General features: G+C 61.1%; 16 protein-coding genes and 2 tRNA genes. 8 read left to right on the top strand and 10 right to left on the bottom strand.

What is annotated here, in order from left to right:
- Positions 1-27 precede the first annotated feature (27 nt).
- The 4 genes from R3F07_03215 to R3F07_03200 form a co-directional block, all read right to left on the bottom strand.
- Positions 28-384 (bottom strand): hypothetical protein, encoded by a 357-nt coding sequence (locus tag R3F07_03215; protein ID MEZ5275374.1) that lies wholly within the window; start codon positions 382-384, stop codon positions 28-30.
- Between the two features lie 37 nt (positions 385-421).
- Positions 422-1303: a hypothetical protein gene (locus R3F07_03210; protein ID MEZ5275373.1), complete on the bottom strand. Its 882-nt coding sequence runs from the start codon at positions 1301-1303 to the stop codon at positions 422-424.
- A 388-nt stretch (positions 1304-1691) separates the two neighbouring features.
- Positions 1692-1768: transfer RNA gene (locus R3F07_03205), tRNA-Pro, on the bottom strand.
- A gap of 73 nt (positions 1769-1841) precedes the next feature.
- A tRNA-Leu gene (locus R3F07_03200) sits at positions 1842-1927 on the bottom strand.
- Positions 1928-2492: 565 nt separating this feature from the next.
- On the opposite strand from R3F07_03200, the gene R3F07_03195 reads away from it, so the two are divergent.
- Positions 2493-3320: an RsmE family RNA methyltransferase gene (locus R3F07_03195; protein ID MEZ5275372.1), complete on the top strand. Its 828-nt coding sequence runs from the start codon at positions 2493-2495 to the stop codon at positions 3318-3320.
- 21 nt (positions 3321-3341) lie between these two features.
- Here R3F07_03195 and R3F07_03190 read toward each other — a convergent pair whose 3' ends face one another.
- The 4 genes from R3F07_03190 to R3F07_03175 all read right to left on the bottom strand — a co-directional run bounded on the left by R3F07_03190 (position 3342) and on the right by R3F07_03175 (position 7733).
- Positions 3342-4931: a beta-ketoacyl-ACP synthase 3 gene (locus R3F07_03190; protein ID MEZ5275371.1), complete on the bottom strand. Its 1590-nt coding sequence runs from the start codon at positions 4929-4931 to the stop codon at positions 3342-3344.
- 138 nt (positions 4932-5069) lie between these two features.
- Entirely contained in the window at positions 5070-5867 is a 798-nt protein-coding gene (kdsA, locus tag R3F07_03185; protein ID MEZ5275370.1) for a 3-deoxy-8-phosphooctulonate synthase, read from the bottom strand.
- A 9-nt stretch (positions 5868-5876) separates the two neighbouring features.
- Positions 5877-7478 carry a CTP synthase gene (locus R3F07_03180; protein ID MEZ5275369.1) on the bottom strand — a complete coding sequence of 534 codons (1602 nt, stop codon included), beginning with the start codon at positions 7476-7478 and terminating at the stop codon, positions 5877-5879.
- 60 nt (positions 7479-7538) lie between these two features.
- Positions 7539-7733: a hypothetical protein gene (locus tag R3F07_03175; GenBank protein MEZ5275368.1), complete on the bottom strand. Its 195-nt coding sequence runs from the start codon at positions 7731-7733 to the stop codon at positions 7539-7541.
- Positions 7734-7853: 120 nt separating this feature from the next.
- On the opposite strand from R3F07_03175, the gene R3F07_03170 reads away from it, so the two are divergent.
- Entirely contained in the window at positions 7854-8777 is a 924-nt protein-coding gene (locus tag R3F07_03170) for a PfkB family carbohydrate kinase (protein MEZ5275367.1), read from the top strand.
- Here the strand turns inward: R3F07_03170 and R3F07_03165 are convergent.
- Positions 8764-9621: an endonuclease/exonuclease/phosphatase family protein gene (locus tag R3F07_03165; GenBank protein ID MEZ5275366.1), complete on the bottom strand. Its 858-nt coding sequence runs from the start codon at positions 9619-9621 to the stop codon at positions 8764-8766. The genes R3F07_03170 and R3F07_03165 overlap by 14 nt on opposite strands.
- A 117-nt stretch (positions 9622-9738) precedes the next feature.
- Between R3F07_03165 and R3F07_03160 the strand changes: the two genes are divergently transcribed.
- Positions 9739-11022: a glutamate-5-semialdehyde dehydrogenase gene (locus R3F07_03160; GenBank protein ID MEZ5275365.1), complete on the top strand. Its 1284-nt coding sequence runs from the start codon at positions 9739-9741 to the stop codon at positions 11020-11022.
- Positions 11023-11038: 16 nt separating this feature from the next.
- Entirely contained in the window at positions 11039-11512 is a 474-nt protein-coding gene (locus R3F07_03155; GenBank protein ID MEZ5275364.1) for a hypothetical protein, read from the top strand.
- A 9-nt stretch (positions 11513-11521) separates the two neighbouring features.
- On the opposite strand, the gene R3F07_03150 is transcribed toward R3F07_03155, so the two are convergent.
- Positions 11522-11815 (bottom strand): hypothetical protein, encoded by a 294-nt coding sequence (locus R3F07_03150; protein ID MEZ5275363.1) that lies wholly within the window; start codon positions 11813-11815, stop codon positions 11522-11524.
- 20 nt (positions 11816-11835) lie between these two features.
- Here R3F07_03150 and nadC point away from each other — a divergent pair, with 20 nt between their 5' ends.
- From nadC to R3F07_03130, 4 genes are read left to right on the top strand one after another with little or no spacing between them, the layout of a single operon-like run.
- Positions 11836-12774, top strand: coding sequence for a carboxylating nicotinate-nucleotide diphosphorylase (nadC, locus tag R3F07_03145; GenBank protein ID MEZ5275362.1), 939 nt, complete (start codon positions 11836-11838; stop codon positions 12772-12774).
- Positions 12771-13769, top strand: a complete 999-nt coding sequence (locus tag R3F07_03140) for a biotin--[acetyl-CoA-carboxylase] ligase (GenBank protein ID MEZ5275361.1) — start codon at positions 12771-12773, stop codon at positions 13767-13769. Before nadC ends, R3F07_03140 begins: the two co-directional genes overlap by 4 nt.
- Entirely contained in the window at positions 13766-14596 is an 831-nt protein-coding gene (locus tag R3F07_03135; protein ID MEZ5275360.1) for a type III pantothenate kinase, read from the top strand. The genes R3F07_03140 and R3F07_03135 overlap by 4 nt, the downstream gene beginning before the upstream one ends.
- Positions 14597-14645: 49 nt before the next feature.
- Positions 14646-15692: an ABC transporter ATP-binding protein gene (locus tag R3F07_03130; GenBank protein ID MEZ5275359.1), complete on the top strand. Its 1047-nt coding sequence runs from the start codon at positions 14646-14648 to the stop codon at positions 15690-15692.
- The last annotated feature ends 1 nt before the right edge of the window (position 15693 follow it).

Here is a 15693-nt window from a genome sequence, read left to right as displayed (position 1 = left end):
ACCATCGCGAATCCGCGTTATAGACTGCTACAGAACCTTGGAAATGCCAACCAAAGCTACACCCGTCGCACCGTCCTTTGCCCCTACTCTGAACGAATAGGCGCCGAGATAGAGGATAGTCTGGACGTCAGAGTCCAATCTTCCTGGTTTCAACCTTAACGCTTCAAGCGCGGCAGACACGTTGAAGATGAAACCAGAATTTGCGGCATCACTCCAATCGTCGTTCTCAGCTATTGTCTGATCGTCCTTAACAATCTCCAGAACCGTATCAGGTAGAGCACCGGAGACTCCAAAGGTCCAAAGAGTGGCGCCAACCGTTCGGACCAAGAGTTTGCGAGGTGCCCCTTCTGCCACCGAATCCGCGATCAGAATCGAAGTACTCATCCCAAAAACGGAAAGCGCGCGAGTTGTGTCGCGAGCGTTAACCAGGGACTATACCAAAATACGCTACTGCATCTCTCTTCGTCGCCCGACCCCGGTAATGCTGATAGAGCATGGCCTGATTTCGATGGGTAAGCAGGATGGCCGTCTTGGCTGCATCGCCGAACAGCGCGACATGGTATGATGCGAAACTGTGCCGCAAGACGTTACGCATTCTGGCCAATTGCTCTCTCTCCTCTTCGGTCTTGGCCTTTCCCTCGGGCTTCAAACCCGCAGCACGAAAGATACGGCTCTTTTCCTCGAAATATTGCCGCTCGGTCAACGACCAGCACTGGTCGGGGGTAGCCTCAAGCCAAAGCCACAGATTCCCAGGGAAACCCTCAGCATAGTGACGCCGACCGCTCTTGTGCTTCTTGCCTTGCATGGTGACACCACACTCTTTGAAATCCAGATCTGCCTTGGCGATCCTGGCTGCTGATGAATACCTCAACCCCGCGAACGCCTCAAGTGCTAGACGACCGACAGCGATCGACTTACTGGCAGCATTGAATAGCTTCTCGGCGTCCTTGACGGGCAACACGTAGATGTCGTCCTCGTCCTTATGTGGCGGTTTGAGCGTCTCCATCGGATTGCGATCCATCCACCGCTCATGAACGCAGACTTCAAAAAAGCGTTTGACCGTGCAAAAATGATGCCGCTTTGTCCAGGCAGCTACGGCCGCGCCGGTCTTGGGATGAACCAAGAAGTCGACCCACTCTGCAAGGTCTGAAGTCTGCAGCGAACCGAGACGGGTGTTACCAAAGGCGGCCTCGAGGCGATCGAGATGCAGGGATGCATGCCCAGTCAGACGGCCAGTCTCCCGGTAACGCTTTATCGCGTCCGCTACCCTCATCTGACCGCCAACGCTGGGACCATGCTTCACGAACCACCTGGCAACTTCCAAAGGGTCCGCGCCTTCCGTGATCTCGCTAAAGAGCCTCCAGGTCTCAACCTGCTCCGGCCTGGCTACCACGGCGGCCCTTCCAAACGTTTCCTTGCGCTTCTCCCACGCCGCTACAAATACCCAGCGCTCCTTTTCCGTTGCGAAGGCCTTTGAGCGCTTCTTCCCCCCCGGTTCACGCCACCTGGCAAAGAAAGGAAGCGGGTTACTCGGTCGGTGCTCAAACGAGAGGCCTCGAGGGGGAGCCTTTAGTGGGCGCCCAATGGGCGACCTAGTGGGCACTTCAGTGGGCGTTTTCTTGGCCGCTTTCTGCACAATACCTTTACGATACCGGCCATCCTCCCCGAGACTCAATAGTTTTCAGGAATAATGGTCGGGCCGGCGAGATTCGAACTCGCGACCTCTTGCACCCCATGCAAGCGCGCTACCAGGCTACGCTACGGCCCGCCAAAGCCAACGAAAGAACGGGTTGCCGGACTGGAAGGCAAGTCCCAATCACGTCTTCCTCGAGCTTCTCTTGTGGTACCCGGAGTCGGGATCGAACCGACACTCCCAGAGGGAACAAGATTTTGAGTCTAGCGCGTCTACCAATTCCGCCATCCGGGCCTACCAGGGAGAAATGATGCGACTTCAATCCAATCCAAATGGGAAGAAAAATGTCTCGCTCAACGAAAATTCCGCGCTTCGTCGGGGGCGCCTTAACCTTCACATCTTATTAGCAAGGCCATTTACTTCCTGAAAATCAGCTACTTCAGAAATCAAACCTCCGGGAAGTGTCCGGGGATGTGCGCGACACGATCAGGGGGGCGGTCTTTTTTTGAACGTTTTGCCCTTCACCCCCGTCTATCCCCACGCAAGAGAGCTAATAGGGTTTTGTTCTAGTTCTAGTTTGTAGTTTGATAAGTCGGAAAGAGAGGCGCCGCCAAAAGCGGTGCCTCTTTTTCTTTCCGGGTTCGGCGACCGGATTCACGGGGCTGTCTCCAACCCGGACGCCCCCGGCTCGAGGAATAACCCGTCGACCGGGTGGCGACAGCAGGCACTTTTTTTCACCGTCCAAAGAAAATTTGAACGTTTTGCCCTTCACCCCCGTCTATCCCCACGCAAGAGAGCTATTAGGGTTTAGTTCTAGTTTGTAGTTTGATAAGTCGGAAAAGGGGCATCGCCAAAAGCGGTGCCTCTTTTTCGTACCCTGCGGATTCCTGATTTTCGATTGCCTCCGGACGGCCTGCCCCCGTTTCTTGAGCTCATGCCGGATTTTCGCTCTTATTTCCGCCCTCACGAACTCGGACCCACCTCGATCGAACTGGATCCCGATGAGTCACACCATCTGATTTCGGTCAATCGGGCCAAGAGCGGGGACACCGTGGTCGCCTTCGACGGCAAGGGAAACGAATGGATCTGCGCATGCGTCGAAGCCGATCGCCGCAGGGCCGTACTGAAGGTGCGCTTCCACCAGCGGATCAAGCCCCTGCCCTACCGGATCACGCTGGCCCAGGCCGTGCCCAAGGGCAAGTCGATGGACGCAATTGTCCGCAAGGCGACCGAGATTGGCGTCGCCCGGATCGCCCCGCTTTACAGCGAACGGACCGAAGTTCACCTCGAGAAGGACCGCGAGGAGGTCAAGACCGCAAAGTGGCGCAGCGCGACAATCGAAGCGGCGAAGCAATGCGGGAATGCTTTTCTCCCGGAAATCCTCGCTCCCCAGACCGCTCGCGAATTCATGGAAACCTCAGCCAGGGAATTCGATCTCCGGCTCGTCGCCAGTCTGCAACCGGGCGCGCGGATTCTCCGGGACGTGCTGGCCGAATACCGGCTCGAGCATTCGCAAGCCCCCAAAAATATGGTCTGGATGGTTGGCCCCGAGGGGGATTTCACCCCGGCCGAGATGGGTAACTCGAAAAGCGCCGCCTTTCAGCCGGTTTCCCTCGGTCCGCTCGTCCTGCGCTGCGAAACCGCCGCCGTCTATGCCCTGAGCATTCTGAGCTACGAGTTGCAGTAAAGCGGCCGCGGCTTCGGCCGCCTACCAGACCAGCAATCCACCGGCAAAGGTGAGACCGGCACCAACACTGCAGAAAATGATCTTGTCGCCCGAACTGAAGATCCCTTCCTCCGCCGCCCAGCCGAACGCCATGGAAACCGAGGCCGCCGATGTGTTTCCGTACTCGCCGATCGTGACAACGAATTTCTCGTAAGGGATGCTCACCCGCTTGCTGACCGCCTTGAGAATGCGTTCGTTCGCCTGGTGCGGGACAATCCAGTCGACTTCGTCCACCGTCAGGTTGTGGCGCTTGAGCGTGTCCTCGATGATGGTCCCGAAAGCGATGACCGCATGCTTGAAGACGACTGCGCCATCCATGGTGATGTAGAACTGATCCAGATTATCGCCCGGTTGAGGAACGGGCTGCCGGGCGCCGCCGCCCCGCCTCTGAATCGCGGTGTAGAGTTCGGCATCACCCGACAAGCCCATCCGGTTGAGACGGTGTCCCGCCGGACTGTCCGTGACGATGGCCGCTCCGGCGCCATCGCCAAAGAGAAAGGCCGTCGACTGGTCACGCGGATTGGTGATTCGGGACAGGAGCTCGGCCGTCGCTACAAGCAGACGCTTGGCCGTCCCGGCCCGGATGAAGGCCCGCGCGACCTCGAGCCCGTAAAGCCACCCGGAGCAGGCCGCGTTCACATCAAAGGCCAGGGCGTAACGGATGCCGAGCTGGCGGGCCAAAGCGCTGGCCGCACTCGGAACCGGCTGATCTGGAATCAGGGTGGCCACGATGACCCCATCCAGGTCCGAAGCCTTGAGTCCGGCCATTTCCAGCGCATTGTTGGCGGCCATCTCGGCAAGACTGGTCGCCGACTCGTCCGGACCGGCGACATAGCGCTGGCGGATGCCGGTGACCTTGAAGAAGTCCTTCTCCGTCATATCCGGAAATGCCTTCAGGATTTCCTGGTTGGAGCGGACCTGCCTGGGAAAAGCGTAGCCGATTCCGGCCACACAGACCGTCTGGTCCCCTGTCGCTCCCGCGATCGCAGCGGAGGGGACCGGTGCGGTCCCCTCCGCCTTGGGCTGTCGCTCCAGATAACGGGTCAAATCGTCGCCCGAAACCCGTCCACCCGGACCGGTTCCCTCAATATCGATGATACCTGCCGGATCCAGACCCGCGTCCGTAGCCAACTTGATCGCCCGTGGGGTCCACTTGATACCGGCCGGGGCGGCGGCCTTGGGTGAGGGAGCTGACGGATGCGGGTGCACGGGGAGATTCGCGGGTGTCGGTCCGTCAGTCGAAGCCAGCCCCGAGCTCTTCCTTACCGCTCCGTTCCCACCGGACTGCCCGGCAGAGGACAGGGCGAGATGGCGGAGACTCAGATCGGAGGTTTCGATGCGCAGAAAGGGCGCGCCGCTCGGGACAATATCGCCCGCCCGACAGAGGACTGCCCGGACGACACCATCACAGGGCGACTCGAACTCAAAAACAGACTTGTCGCTCTCGAGTTCAGCGATCTGCTCGCCCTTCTTCACGGCCTGCCCATCCTCGATCATGATATCGATGACAGTGAGCTCGTTTACGGTGGCTCCCATCGAAGGGACCGGAATTTCAACCAGAAGTGAATCCATCAGAAGGCTGTTTCAAATACGGACCCTTGGAGTGGCCGGAAGACTGAGAATCGGTCGGATTGGCATGCTGCAGACAAAGTGGTAATGACCCCGACGGGAGTTGCCTAGGATTGAAGCGGAACCGGCCCCGGTCAAATCCTATCCGGTCTGAACCGCCCGCCGGATGGCCAGACAGGTGACCAGCAGGGGCTCCAACTCATCCAGTGGCACCATATTGGGTCCATCCGAAAGGGCACGATCCGGATCCGGATGAGTCTCAATGAAGAGGCCATCCGCCCCCGCCGCCACGGCGGCCCGGGCCAGGGTCGGCGCGAATTCCCGCTCCCCGCCGCTCCTGCCGCCTCCCGCTCCCGGCAACTGAACACTGTGGGTCGCATCAAAGATCACCGCCCCCCCCCACCGATGCAGTATCGGGAACGAGCGCATATCGACCACCAGGTTCTGATAGCCGAAAGTCGTCCCTCGCTCCGTTTGCCAGATCTCCCCGGCTCCCGAACCAACCAGTTTGGCAACAACATGCTCCATTTCCTGCGGTGAAAGGAATTGTCCCTTCTTCACGTTGACCGTACATCCGCTCCGTGCACAGGCCACGAGGAGATCCGTCTGCCGGCATAGGAAGGCGGGAATCTGCAGCACGTTGCAGACCTCCGCGACCCGGGCAACCTGATCCGGGAGGTGCACGTCGGTCAGAACCGGCAGGTCGAATTCCGAGCGCATCCGCGCCAGCATGGCCAGGCCCTCATCAATTCCGAGACCGCGGGCCCCGGAGATGGACGTGCGATTGGCCTTGTCGAAGGAGCCCTTGAAAACGATCTGCAGTTCAGGGAAGCGCTCGGCAATCTCGCGCAGCTTTCCGGCCACCGTCCGGCAGACCTCGAGCGTCTCGAGGGAGCAGGGACCGGCGATGACGAGAAGCCGGGAGGGATCGTAAAGCATGTCAGACAGTCAACGATTGTTCTTCCTGCGGATGGCCGCCGCGATGAAATCCGCAAAAAGAGGATGGGCCCGGTTCGGTTTGGACTGGAATTCCGGATGAAACTGAACCGCAACGAACCAGGGATGGTCAACCAGCTCGACGATCTCGACCAGATTCCGCTTGGGATTGCGTCCACTCACGCGCATGCCCGCCGCTTCCAGCCGCTCCACATAGTCGTTGTTCACCTCGTAGCGATGACGATGGCGCTCACGAACGGAGGAGGTCCCGTAGGCCTTGGCCGACAGGGTGCCGGGAACCAGCGCACACTCGTAGGAGCCAAGCCGCATGGTCGCCCCCTTGTCGACGACCAGCTTCTGCTCCTCCATCAGGGTGATGACGGGGTCCGAAGATTCGGGATCGAACTCCAGGCTGTTGGCCGTCTCCAGTTTGAGGATATGCCGGGCAAACTCGATGACCGCGATCTGCAGGCCCAGGCAGAGGCCGAAATAGGGAACCTTCTTTTCCCGTGCATAACGGGCCGCCGCGATCTTGCCCTCCGTTCCGCGATCACCGAACCCGCCCGGAACCAGTATGCCGTCGAGGCCCTTGAAGCGCTCGCCACCATTCTCCTCCTCCAGCGCTTCGGCATCAATCCGCACGATCTTGACCGCACAATCGTTGGCAATCCCTCCATGGGTCAGGGATTCATAAACCGATTTGTAGGCATCCTGGAGTTCGATGTACTTCCCGACCACCCCGATCTCGACCCGGTTGGCCGGGGATTTCAGACGGCGCACGACATCCGTCCAGACATTGCGACCGCTGGGCGGCGCGGTCAGGCCAAGTCCTTCAACCACGAGATCGTCAACCTTCTCGCGCTGGAGCATGAGGGGCAGTTCATAGATCGACGACTCGACGTCCATCTCCTCGATGACGGCCCGGACCGGCACGTTACAGAAGAGGCTGAGTTTTTCCCGCAACTCATTGCTCAGCGGGTGATCGCAACGGCAGACCAGGATGTCCGGCTGTATGCCGATCTCGCGCAGCTTGGCGACACTCTGCTGGGTGGGCTTGGTCTTCAGCTCACCCGCCGCCTTGAGATACGGAATCAGGGTCACGTGCATGAAGAGGACGTTGCCGTGCCCGACCTCGAGCGCGAACTGCCTCATGGCTTCGAGGAACGGCAGGCCCTCGATGTCGCCGGTTGTTCCGCCAATCTCCGTAATGAGCACATCGACATTCTCTCCAGTCTGCCGAAGGCGTTCCTTGATTTCGTTGGTCACATGGGGAATCACCTGAACCGTCTTGCCCAGATAGACCCCGCGCCGCTCGTTCTGGATGACCGACTCGTAGATCTGGCCTGAGGTCAGGTTGTTCAGCCGGCTGAGTTGTCCCGATGTAAAGCGCTCATAATGACCAAGATCAAGATCCGTCTCAGCACCGTCATCGAGCACGTACACCTCGCCATGCTGAAACGGACTCATCGTCCCGGGGTCCACATTCAGATAAGGATCGAACTTCTGAATCCGAACGGTCAGGCCCCGTTCCTCCAGTAACGCACCCAGTGCGGCTGCCGTCAGCCCCTTGCCCAGGGAAGATACCACACCGCCGGTTACGAAGATGTACTTCATCGGCGAGTGTTAAACCGGGGCCAAAAGCCTTTACAAGCAAACTCTGGCCGGAAGCCTTCTTCAGTCGGCCAGCCGCAGGGTCACATAAGCGGTCAGAATCAACCCGACCACAACAAGGGCGGTCACGATGACGAAGCGGAAGACCTTGAAGAAAAAGGCGCAGACCCCCGTGAGCACGATCAGGGTGCAGGCGGCCACCAGCCAGGACGGGTAGGCCGACAGATTCTCCATCAACGGTTGGATCGGATTGGGCACGCTTTTCAAGGGTTAAGAAGTGGCCGGACCAAATGCAATGCCGGCTATCCGAAAACCGTTCCGCAGATCCAGGCTTGGCAAGACCCCCGGGTTCCTGCCAGAACCTGTTGCCCTAACATCATGCGCGCCTCCACCCAATCGCCTGTTCTGATCGTCGGCTCGGTCGCCTTTGACGATATCACCACTTCGACTGCGGAAAGCGGCCGCGTTCTCGGCGGGTCGGCCACCTACGCGTCGATCGCCGCCAGCTACCAGTCCCCCGTCAACCTGGTCGGTGTGGTCGGCAACGACTTTTCCGAAGCCCACTTCGAGCGCTTGCGCCGCCATCCGATCGACCTGACCGGCCTCCAGACGGACCCCTCCGGGCCCACCTTCTACTGGTCGGGTGTTTACGGAGAGAATTTCGCCACCCGCGAGACGACCCGGACCGACCTCAATGTTTTTGAGCACTTCAATCCGGTCCTTCCCGACAGCTACCGGTCGACGCCCTACGTCCTGCTGGGAAACATCCACCCCGCGCTCCAGCACAATGTTCTCGATCAGATCAGCGGCCACCCCTTCGTGGCCGCCGATACCATGAACCTGTGGATCGATATCTCCCGGAGTGACCTCGACCGCCTCCTGCCCCGCCTCGACCTGTTTGTGGTCAATGACGATGAGGCCCGGATGTTGACGGGGGAGTCCAATCTGATTCTGGCCGGAAGACGCCTGAAGGGGTTGGGGCCGAAGACCATCGTGATCAAGAAGGGTGAACACGGCTCCGTTCTCTTCCATTCGGACGGGCTTTTCATGCTCCCCGCCTATCCCGTCACCCGGGTCGAAGATCCGACCGGCGCGGGTGACTCTTATCTCGGTGCGCTCGTCGGCAGTCTGGCCGCACAGGGAGCGACCGGCTTCGCCGCGCTCAAACGCGCCCTGATTCAGGCCACCGCCACCGCCAGTCTCACCGTCGAGTCGTTTTCCTGCGACCGTCTGGAAGCGGCGGGCCGGGCCGAGATCGATGCCCGTTCCGCCGATCTGCTCCGGCTGATCAGGCTGGATTGACCGGCCCGCCGGGTTCGACGCCCGCCCCGGCAACCGCCGAATCGCCATTGATTCCCGCCGCCGCGGAGTCCGGCAGACGGATCTGCATCAGCACCGGACGGTGGTCGGAGACATAGCTGCGGATGACCCGGCAACTGGTCACTTCATATTCCGGCGGGACAAAGAAAAAATCGAAACCCCAACGCGGAAAATGAGCGGGAAACGTCCGCCCTCCCTCCGGATGAATCTGGTAGTGGGTATGCTTGCGGACATGGGAGAGAAGGTGTTGGACGGCATCCCGCGCGCGTTTCGAAGAGGAGTTGAAATCGCCGAAGATGATCGGCGCCATCCGCTGGGATCCCTCGAGGTGTCGCGACCGTTCGTCCAGATCCTCAATGATGCGTTCAACCTGCTCGGTGCGGATCCGCCTTGATCGGTAGTCGAGGTGCAGGTTGATCACGGGGATCACCCTCTGCCCCACCTCCACCTGGGCGAAGACGTAGCCCTTCTCCCCGAGGGTCTTGGTTCCGAATGGTATGGCCTCGGTCGAGTGGATCTTGTGGTGGGACAGGATGGCATTCCCGTAAGCCAGCTCCTTCTCCCCCCCGCGACGATTATGCACGCCGAGAAAGGCGTGCGAATAAGCGGCGTTTTCCTGGAGGTAACTGAGGAGATTGATGTGCTTGTTCCAATGGGAACTCTCATCCACTTCCTGCAGGGCCACGATATCCGGCCGCAGGCGACGCAGAAGGTGCGCAATTCGGTCGAGGTTGCGGTGAATGTACTTGAGAGAGTGAAACCCCTGATAGAGGGACAGTCCGCGTCCGTGGGCGATATTCAGGGTCAGTAATCTCAGGCTCGGCATGGAAAGGAAAAACCGCTCAACGGAAATGCAGATTCCGACGATAGCAAGGGGGAACCGGCGGATCAAGCAACTGCGGTATTTCTTGAATATTCGGCGATCCCGGCCTTGGTTTGAGCCGTGACGACCGCGATTGATACCGAATTGGACCAGATGGTCCGTGCCATGGCCGGCCGGGCGAGGGAGGCATCCCTCCGCCTGGCCACCGCGTCGACCGCGTCCAAGAACGCCTTTCTCAGCCGTCTGGCCGATCTGGTGGAATCTTCGGTGGCAATCCTCCAGTCTGAAAACGCCAGGGATCTTGAAGCCGGTGAAGCCGCCGGACTGACCGGCGCACTCCTCGACCGTCTTCGCCTGACCGATGCCCGGATCAAAGCCATGGCCGAAGGCACCCGCGAGGTTCGCGATCTGCCCGACCCGGTGGGCCTGGAAATCGAGAAAACGGTCCGACCGAACGGGATTGAGATCCAAAAGGTCCGCGTTCCCATCGGAGTCATCGGCATCATCTACGAGTCGCGCCCCAATGTGACCGTCGATTGCTCCATCCTCTGCCTCAAATCCGGCAACGCCGCCATCCTTCGCGGCGGAAAGGAAGCGTTCCACACCAACCAGGCCCTGGCCGGCCTGATCCGACAGGCACTCAGGGATTCCAACCTGCCCGAAGCGGCCATTCAACTCATCCCGACGACCGACCGCAATGCCCTCCTGACCCTGCTGAAACTGGACAGCCTGGTCAATTGCATCATCCCGCGGGGCGGCGAGGGGCTCATCCGCTTTGTGGCCGAAACCTCGACCATCCCGGTGATCAAACACTACAAGGGCGTATGCACCGTCTACGTCGATCGGGAGGCCGATCCGGCCATGGCCGAGGCAATTGTCATCAACGCCAAGTGTCAGCGTCCCTCCGTCTGCAACGCGGCAGAAAACCTTTTCATCCACGCCGGGGTGGCTTCCACCCTCCTGCCCGGCCTGGCCCGCTCCCTTCGTCGACACGCGGTTCAACTCCGGGTCGACCCGGCCGCAGCCGCCATCCTTGAGGCACACCAGATCGATTTTCAGCCGGCCACCGAGGCCGACTGGAGTGAAGAATACCTCGACCTGATCCTCGCTGTCCGGGTGGTCCCGTCTCTCGACGCCGCCATCCGCGACATCAACACCTTTGGCTCCGCCCACAGCGACGCCATCATCACCCGGGATGAAAGCCGGGCCGACCGATTCCTTGCCGGCGTCGACTCCGCCACCGTCTACTGGAATGCCAGCACCCGTTTCACCGACGGATTCGAGTTCGGCCTCGGCGCCGAGATCGGGATCTCGACCGACAAGCTCCATGCCCGCGGGCCGATGGGCCTGACCGAACTCTGCAGCTACAAGTATGTCATCCGCGGAACCGGACAGATCCGCTGATGTCCCAGACACCCGCATGAAAATCGCACGCCTCCTCCTCCTCCCCGTGTTTCTCTTCACCTGCGCCGGTTTTGCGGAAGACGTCGGATCGGCGGTGCCCCAGGGGACCTGCTGCAAGGAGGCCTGCGCCGACCTCATTCCGTCCTACGAGAAAATCGCCGTGGCCCTGGCGGCGGACGATCTGAAGGGGGCGATTGACGGGGCCGAGGACCTTGGACTCTGGGCGGAATGCCTCGGCGAAGAGGACCTCGACCGCCGGGTGGCAGACCTCGAACGCTCCCGGACGATCGATGAGGCACGGATCATCTTTCGGGACATCTCCAAACAGGTCATCCGCCTGGCCCAATGGATCCCCGGTCACTATGTGATGACCTGCCCGATGGCCAAGGCCGACTGGATCCAGACCAAGCCGGAGGTGGCCAATCCTTACTACGGGGCCGCCATGCTGCACTGCGGTTCCATCAAGGAAACCGTGGGAACGGTCGAGTAAGGCCGGACCTCAGCCCAGCAATTCTGCGAGGATTGCATCTCTTTCCGCATCGAGGGAGCCCGAGGCAGCCACCCGTCCCGCCCTGGCATACCAGTAACCGGCATTGGACAGGTCCCCTTCCTTGCGATGCAGGAAGGCATGAACCCAGGACACCGCCTGACCGGAATCTTCCTGGGTGGCTTCATGGGCGCGGTGCCAATCGCCCCTGGCGTCCCACCAGAGTGCCTGAATGGCCGGTGTATACCCTGCGGGGGGTGCCTCTTCGCTTGCAACACTGCTGTGGAATGCCTCTATCCTGTTCATTGATCTTCAAACGTCTCGAGATGAAAAGGAAACGGCTAACATCCAGTCTCCCCCGGTGCGAGCAGATATCGTGGTCCGATCTCGAGCCTTCAGCCCTTCGAACCCTGATCAGCCTCGCCCGTCGCGAGGATCTGTCCGGTTCGGGTTTCCGCCGGTCCGCCGCCCACCGGGGCGACGTGACCACCCGGAGCCTGATTGCGCCGGCCACGGCCGGTCGGGCCCGACTCGTGGCCCGCCAGCCGATGGTCGTCTGCGGATTGCCTCTCGTCCCGTTGATCCTGGACTGCTATGGACAGTCGACGGGATTCCGCCCCTTGCGCCGGGATGGTGATACGGTCGAGGCAGGCGATGCCCTCGGCCAATTCTCACTGCCGGCCGCCCGGCTTCTCACCGCCGAGAGAGTCATCCTCAATTTCCTCCAACACCTCAGCGGAATCGCCACCCAGACCGCCAGGTTCGCCCGTCTGCTGGCGGAATCTCCCACCCGTATCCTCGACACCCGCAAGACCACGCCAGGCTACCGGGCTCTCGAAAAGTATGCGGTGGCAAGGGGCGGAGGCTGGAACCACCGTCTCGGGCTCTACGACCGGGTCATGATCAAGGACAATCACCTGGCCGCAAGAGACAGCGGCACCGGCAGCGCCCTGCGCGATGCCATCCTGGCCGCCCGACGCCGGAACCCTGACCTCTTGATCGAGGTTGAAGTGGATGCACTCGACCAGATCCCGGCCGTCATGGAAGCCCTCCCCGAGATCATCCTCCTCGACAATTTCACGCCGTCCGCCATCCGGCAGGCAGTCCGCCTGATCGCGGGGCGGGCCGCGATCGAGGCCAGCGGCGGCATCACCCTCGACTCGATCCCCGCTTATGCCCATCTCGGGCTGGACTTCATTTCGAGCGGAGCCCTCGTCCATCAGAGCCGGTGGGTCGATATCGGGTTGGATTGGACACCCCGATGAGCGCGTCCGATCTTCTTATCGTCCGAAGGATGCTCCAGGCCGGTGACGGTTTTGTCTCCGGCAATGAACTCGGAGCGGAACTGGCCATGTCGCGAGTCGGCATCTGGGCCCGGATGGAGGGCCTGAAGAAGCAGGGTTTTCGTTTCGAAGCGGTTCGGCGGCGCGGTTACCGACTGGTTGACGCACCGCGGGAACTCAACCCGCTCCTCGTCCAGGCCCATTGCTCCCTTCGGTCCATTCCGACCATCGAGTTCCGCGAAGAGGTCGACAGCACGAACAGCGAGGCCGAGCGCCTGCTTGCCGCCGGCGCGGTCACGCCGTTTGTCGTCCTCGCCCGCAGTCAGACCCGCGGTCGCGGACGACTCGGGCGCAACTGGTCGAGCCCCGACCGGGGCAATCTCTATGCCAGTTTTGCCTTTCGACCGAGGATTCCTCCAATCCGCATGCAGACCTTCACCCTGTGGATGGGAGTGAACGTCTGCGAAGCCCTCCGCAACTTCGGCCGATTCGCCCCTTCCGTGAAATGGCCCAATGATATCCTCTTCGACGGAAGAAAACTGGGAGGCATGCTGACCGAGGCACGCATCGACTCCGACCAGATCCGCGATGTCGTCTTCGGACTCGGCCTGAATGTCAATATCGGCCCGACAGACTGGCCGGCCGACCTCGCGGCCACCGCCATTTCCCTCTCACAGGTTCTCGGCCAATCAATCGACATCAATCGAATGACGGCTGCCCTGCTGGGCCGGATCGTAAAGGCCTACGATACGTTCATTGCCAACCAACACTCGGACACCTTCTTCCAGTTGTGGGAACGATTTGACCTGCTCTGCGGCCGGTCGGTCACCCTCCGACAGGGCGAAGAGCGTTTTCAGGGAGTCGCCCGCGGAATCAATGCCCAGGGCGCCCTTGAGCTCGAGTTTCCGGATGGCACCCGGCGTGCCTTCCTGGCCGGAGACGCCACTCTGGCCGCGGCGGCCCCGTCGACCCGATGAATCTGCTCTGTGTAGACATCGGCAATACCCACACCCATTTCGGATGTGTCGTCGACGATGGCAGCCTGAAGGTGGACTCGATGCCCTCGCGCGCACTCGAATCCGACCGGAATCCACTGACCCGGCTGCTTGAGCACCCCGGTCCGGATTCCGAGACGATCGAGGGTCTGGCCTGTTGCTCGGTTGTGCCGGATCTGAACCCTCACCTTCTTCGGACGTTCGCCGCCATCCGACCCGGACTTCCCCGTTTTCTCCTGACCCACAGGGCCGGGCTGGGATTGCCCCTCACCTACCCGGCTCCGGAAACGATCGGGCCGGACCGACTGGCCAATGCCGCGGGTGCTCAATTCCTGCACGGCGCGCCCGCGATCATTGTCGATGCCGGCACCGCCGTCACCTGCGATGTCATCACCCCGGACGGAGGATTTGAGGGTGGAATCATTGCTCCGGGTGTCGGTCTCATGCGACACTACCTGCATGACCGAACGGTTCTCCTGCCAATGCTTGAGAACGACGACCATCCGGTCGGTGCGATCGGCAAAAGCACGATCGAGGCCATGCAGCTCGGATGCGCCCTCGGTTTCCGAGGCATGATCGAGGCCTTCATCGCGGCCCTCCGCCGCGATCTGGCCGCACGGGGCATGAAACACCCCAAGGTCATCGTCACCGGAGGAACCGCCCATCTGCTGATCAGCCTGACCACTCCTGCGCCCATCCACGTTCCCGATCTGACCCTCCGCGGGCTTCACCGGGCTTTTCTGTTGAACCCTGCCTCAGAATCGCGGATTCCACCCGATGAGTGCTCATGGACGCCCGAAAGCCCGTGAGATTTAGGTTTCACTGCCGCAAGCCCTTCCCTTACCGTCACCTCTTCAAGTGGAATCATCCGAACTGACCGTCGAAGTCGAACACCTCTGCAAACGCTACGGCCGGAAGATGGCCGTGAGCGATGTCTCGTTCTGGGTCCGGCGCGGTGAAATCGTGGGACTGCTCGGCCCCAATGGCGCGGGCAAGAGCACCACCATGAAGATCCTCACCGGATTCCAACCCGCCACCTCCGGCGTGGTCCGGGTCTGTGGCATCCCGGTCGCGGCACGGCCCACTGAAGCCAAGCGCCGAATCGGCTACATGCCGGAGAACAACCCCCTGCCCGAGGATATCCGTGTCCGTGAATACCTCAGCTGGCGGGCACGCCTCAAGGGTCTGAACGGTCGGCGTCGACGCGAGCGGATCGACGCGGTGCTCGAACTCTGCGATCTGAAACGCGCACAGAAGCGGATCATCGGCCGGCTCTCCAAGGGCTTCCGCCAACGGGTCGGAATCGCCGATGCCATCCTGGCCGAGCCCGACCTGATCATCATGGACGAACCGACCATCGGCCTCGACCCACACCAGATCGTCATGATCCGCGAATTGATCGAGAGCATTCGCGGCCGCATGAGCATGATGATCTCCAGCCATATTCTTCCGGAGATCGAGATGACCTGTGACCGGGTGCTGATCATCAACGGAGGCCGTATCGTGGCCCAGGGCAGCCCTGAACAGCTCCGGCAGAAATTCATCGACCGGACCATTTACGAGGTGGAGATCCAGGGACAGCCCGCCGCCTTCCAGGCCGAACTCGCCAGCCTGCACAATTCCCTCGCCCTCGAATCCCACGAACCTCCCGGGCGCGACGGTTTCTTTCTCGCCCGGGTCCGGGCAGACGGCGTTGAGGACTGGGGCGAAACCCTGCTCCAGCGGCTCGGTCAGCATCCCGCCTTCCGGCTGCGCTCCCTCAACCGACGCAAGGCGACACTCGAGGAGGTCTTTCTCGCCGCCACCCGCCGGAGCTGGGATACTCTCCTGCCGGAACGCAACGGTGATCCTTCCCACGATGATCCGGTCGAACCCCGCCGCAGCGGAACGAAGACCGGGAGCTGAA

The organism is Opitutaceae bacterium (genome assembly GCA_041395105.1).
Lineage (GTDB): Bacteria > Verrucomicrobiota > Verrucomicrobiia > Opitutales > Opitutaceae > B12-G4.
Note: the sequence above shows the minus strand (reverse complement) of the source record. Positions and strands in the feature narration are given on the sequence as shown.

Coding starts and splice junctions, on each gene's coding strand:
- R3F07_03170 (MEZ5275367.1), top strand. CDS start 7,854: ATGCGCGCCTCCACCCAATCGCCTGTTCTGATCGTCGGCTCGGTCGCC.
- nadC (MEZ5275362.1), top strand. CDS start 11,836: ATGAAAAGGAAACGGCTAACATCCAGTCTCCCCCGGTGCGAGCAGATA.
- kdsA (MEZ5275370.1), bottom strand. CDS start 5,867: ATGCTTTACGATCCCTCCCGGCTTCTCGTCATCGCCGGTCCCTGCTCC.
- R3F07_03190 (MEZ5275371.1), bottom strand. CDS start 4,931: ATGGATTCACTTCTGGTTGAAATTCCGGTCCCTTCGATGGGAGCCACC.
- R3F07_03215 (MEZ5275374.1), bottom strand. CDS start 384: ATGAGTACTTCGATTCTGATCGCGGATTCGGTGGCAGAAGGGGCACCT.
- R3F07_03135 (MEZ5275360.1), top strand. CDS start 13,766: ATGAATCTGCTCTGTGTAGACATCGGCAATACCCACACCCATTTCGGA.
- R3F07_03140 (MEZ5275361.1), top strand. CDS start 12,771: ATGAGCGCGTCCGATCTTCTTATCGTCCGAAGGATGCTCCAGGCCGGT.
- R3F07_03155 (MEZ5275364.1), top strand. CDS start 11,039: ATGAAAATCGCACGCCTCCTCCTCCTCCCCGTGTTTCTCTTCACCTGC.
- R3F07_03150 (MEZ5275363.1), bottom strand. CDS start 11,815: ATGAACAGGATAGAGGCATTCCACAGCAGTGTTGCAAGCGAAGAGGCA.
- R3F07_03180 (MEZ5275369.1), bottom strand. CDS start 7,478: ATGAAGTACATCTTCGTAACCGGCGGTGTGGTATCTTCCCTGGGCAAG.
- R3F07_03165 (MEZ5275366.1), bottom strand. CDS start 9,621: ATGCCGAGCCTGAGATTACTGACCCTGAATATCGCCCACGGACGCGGA.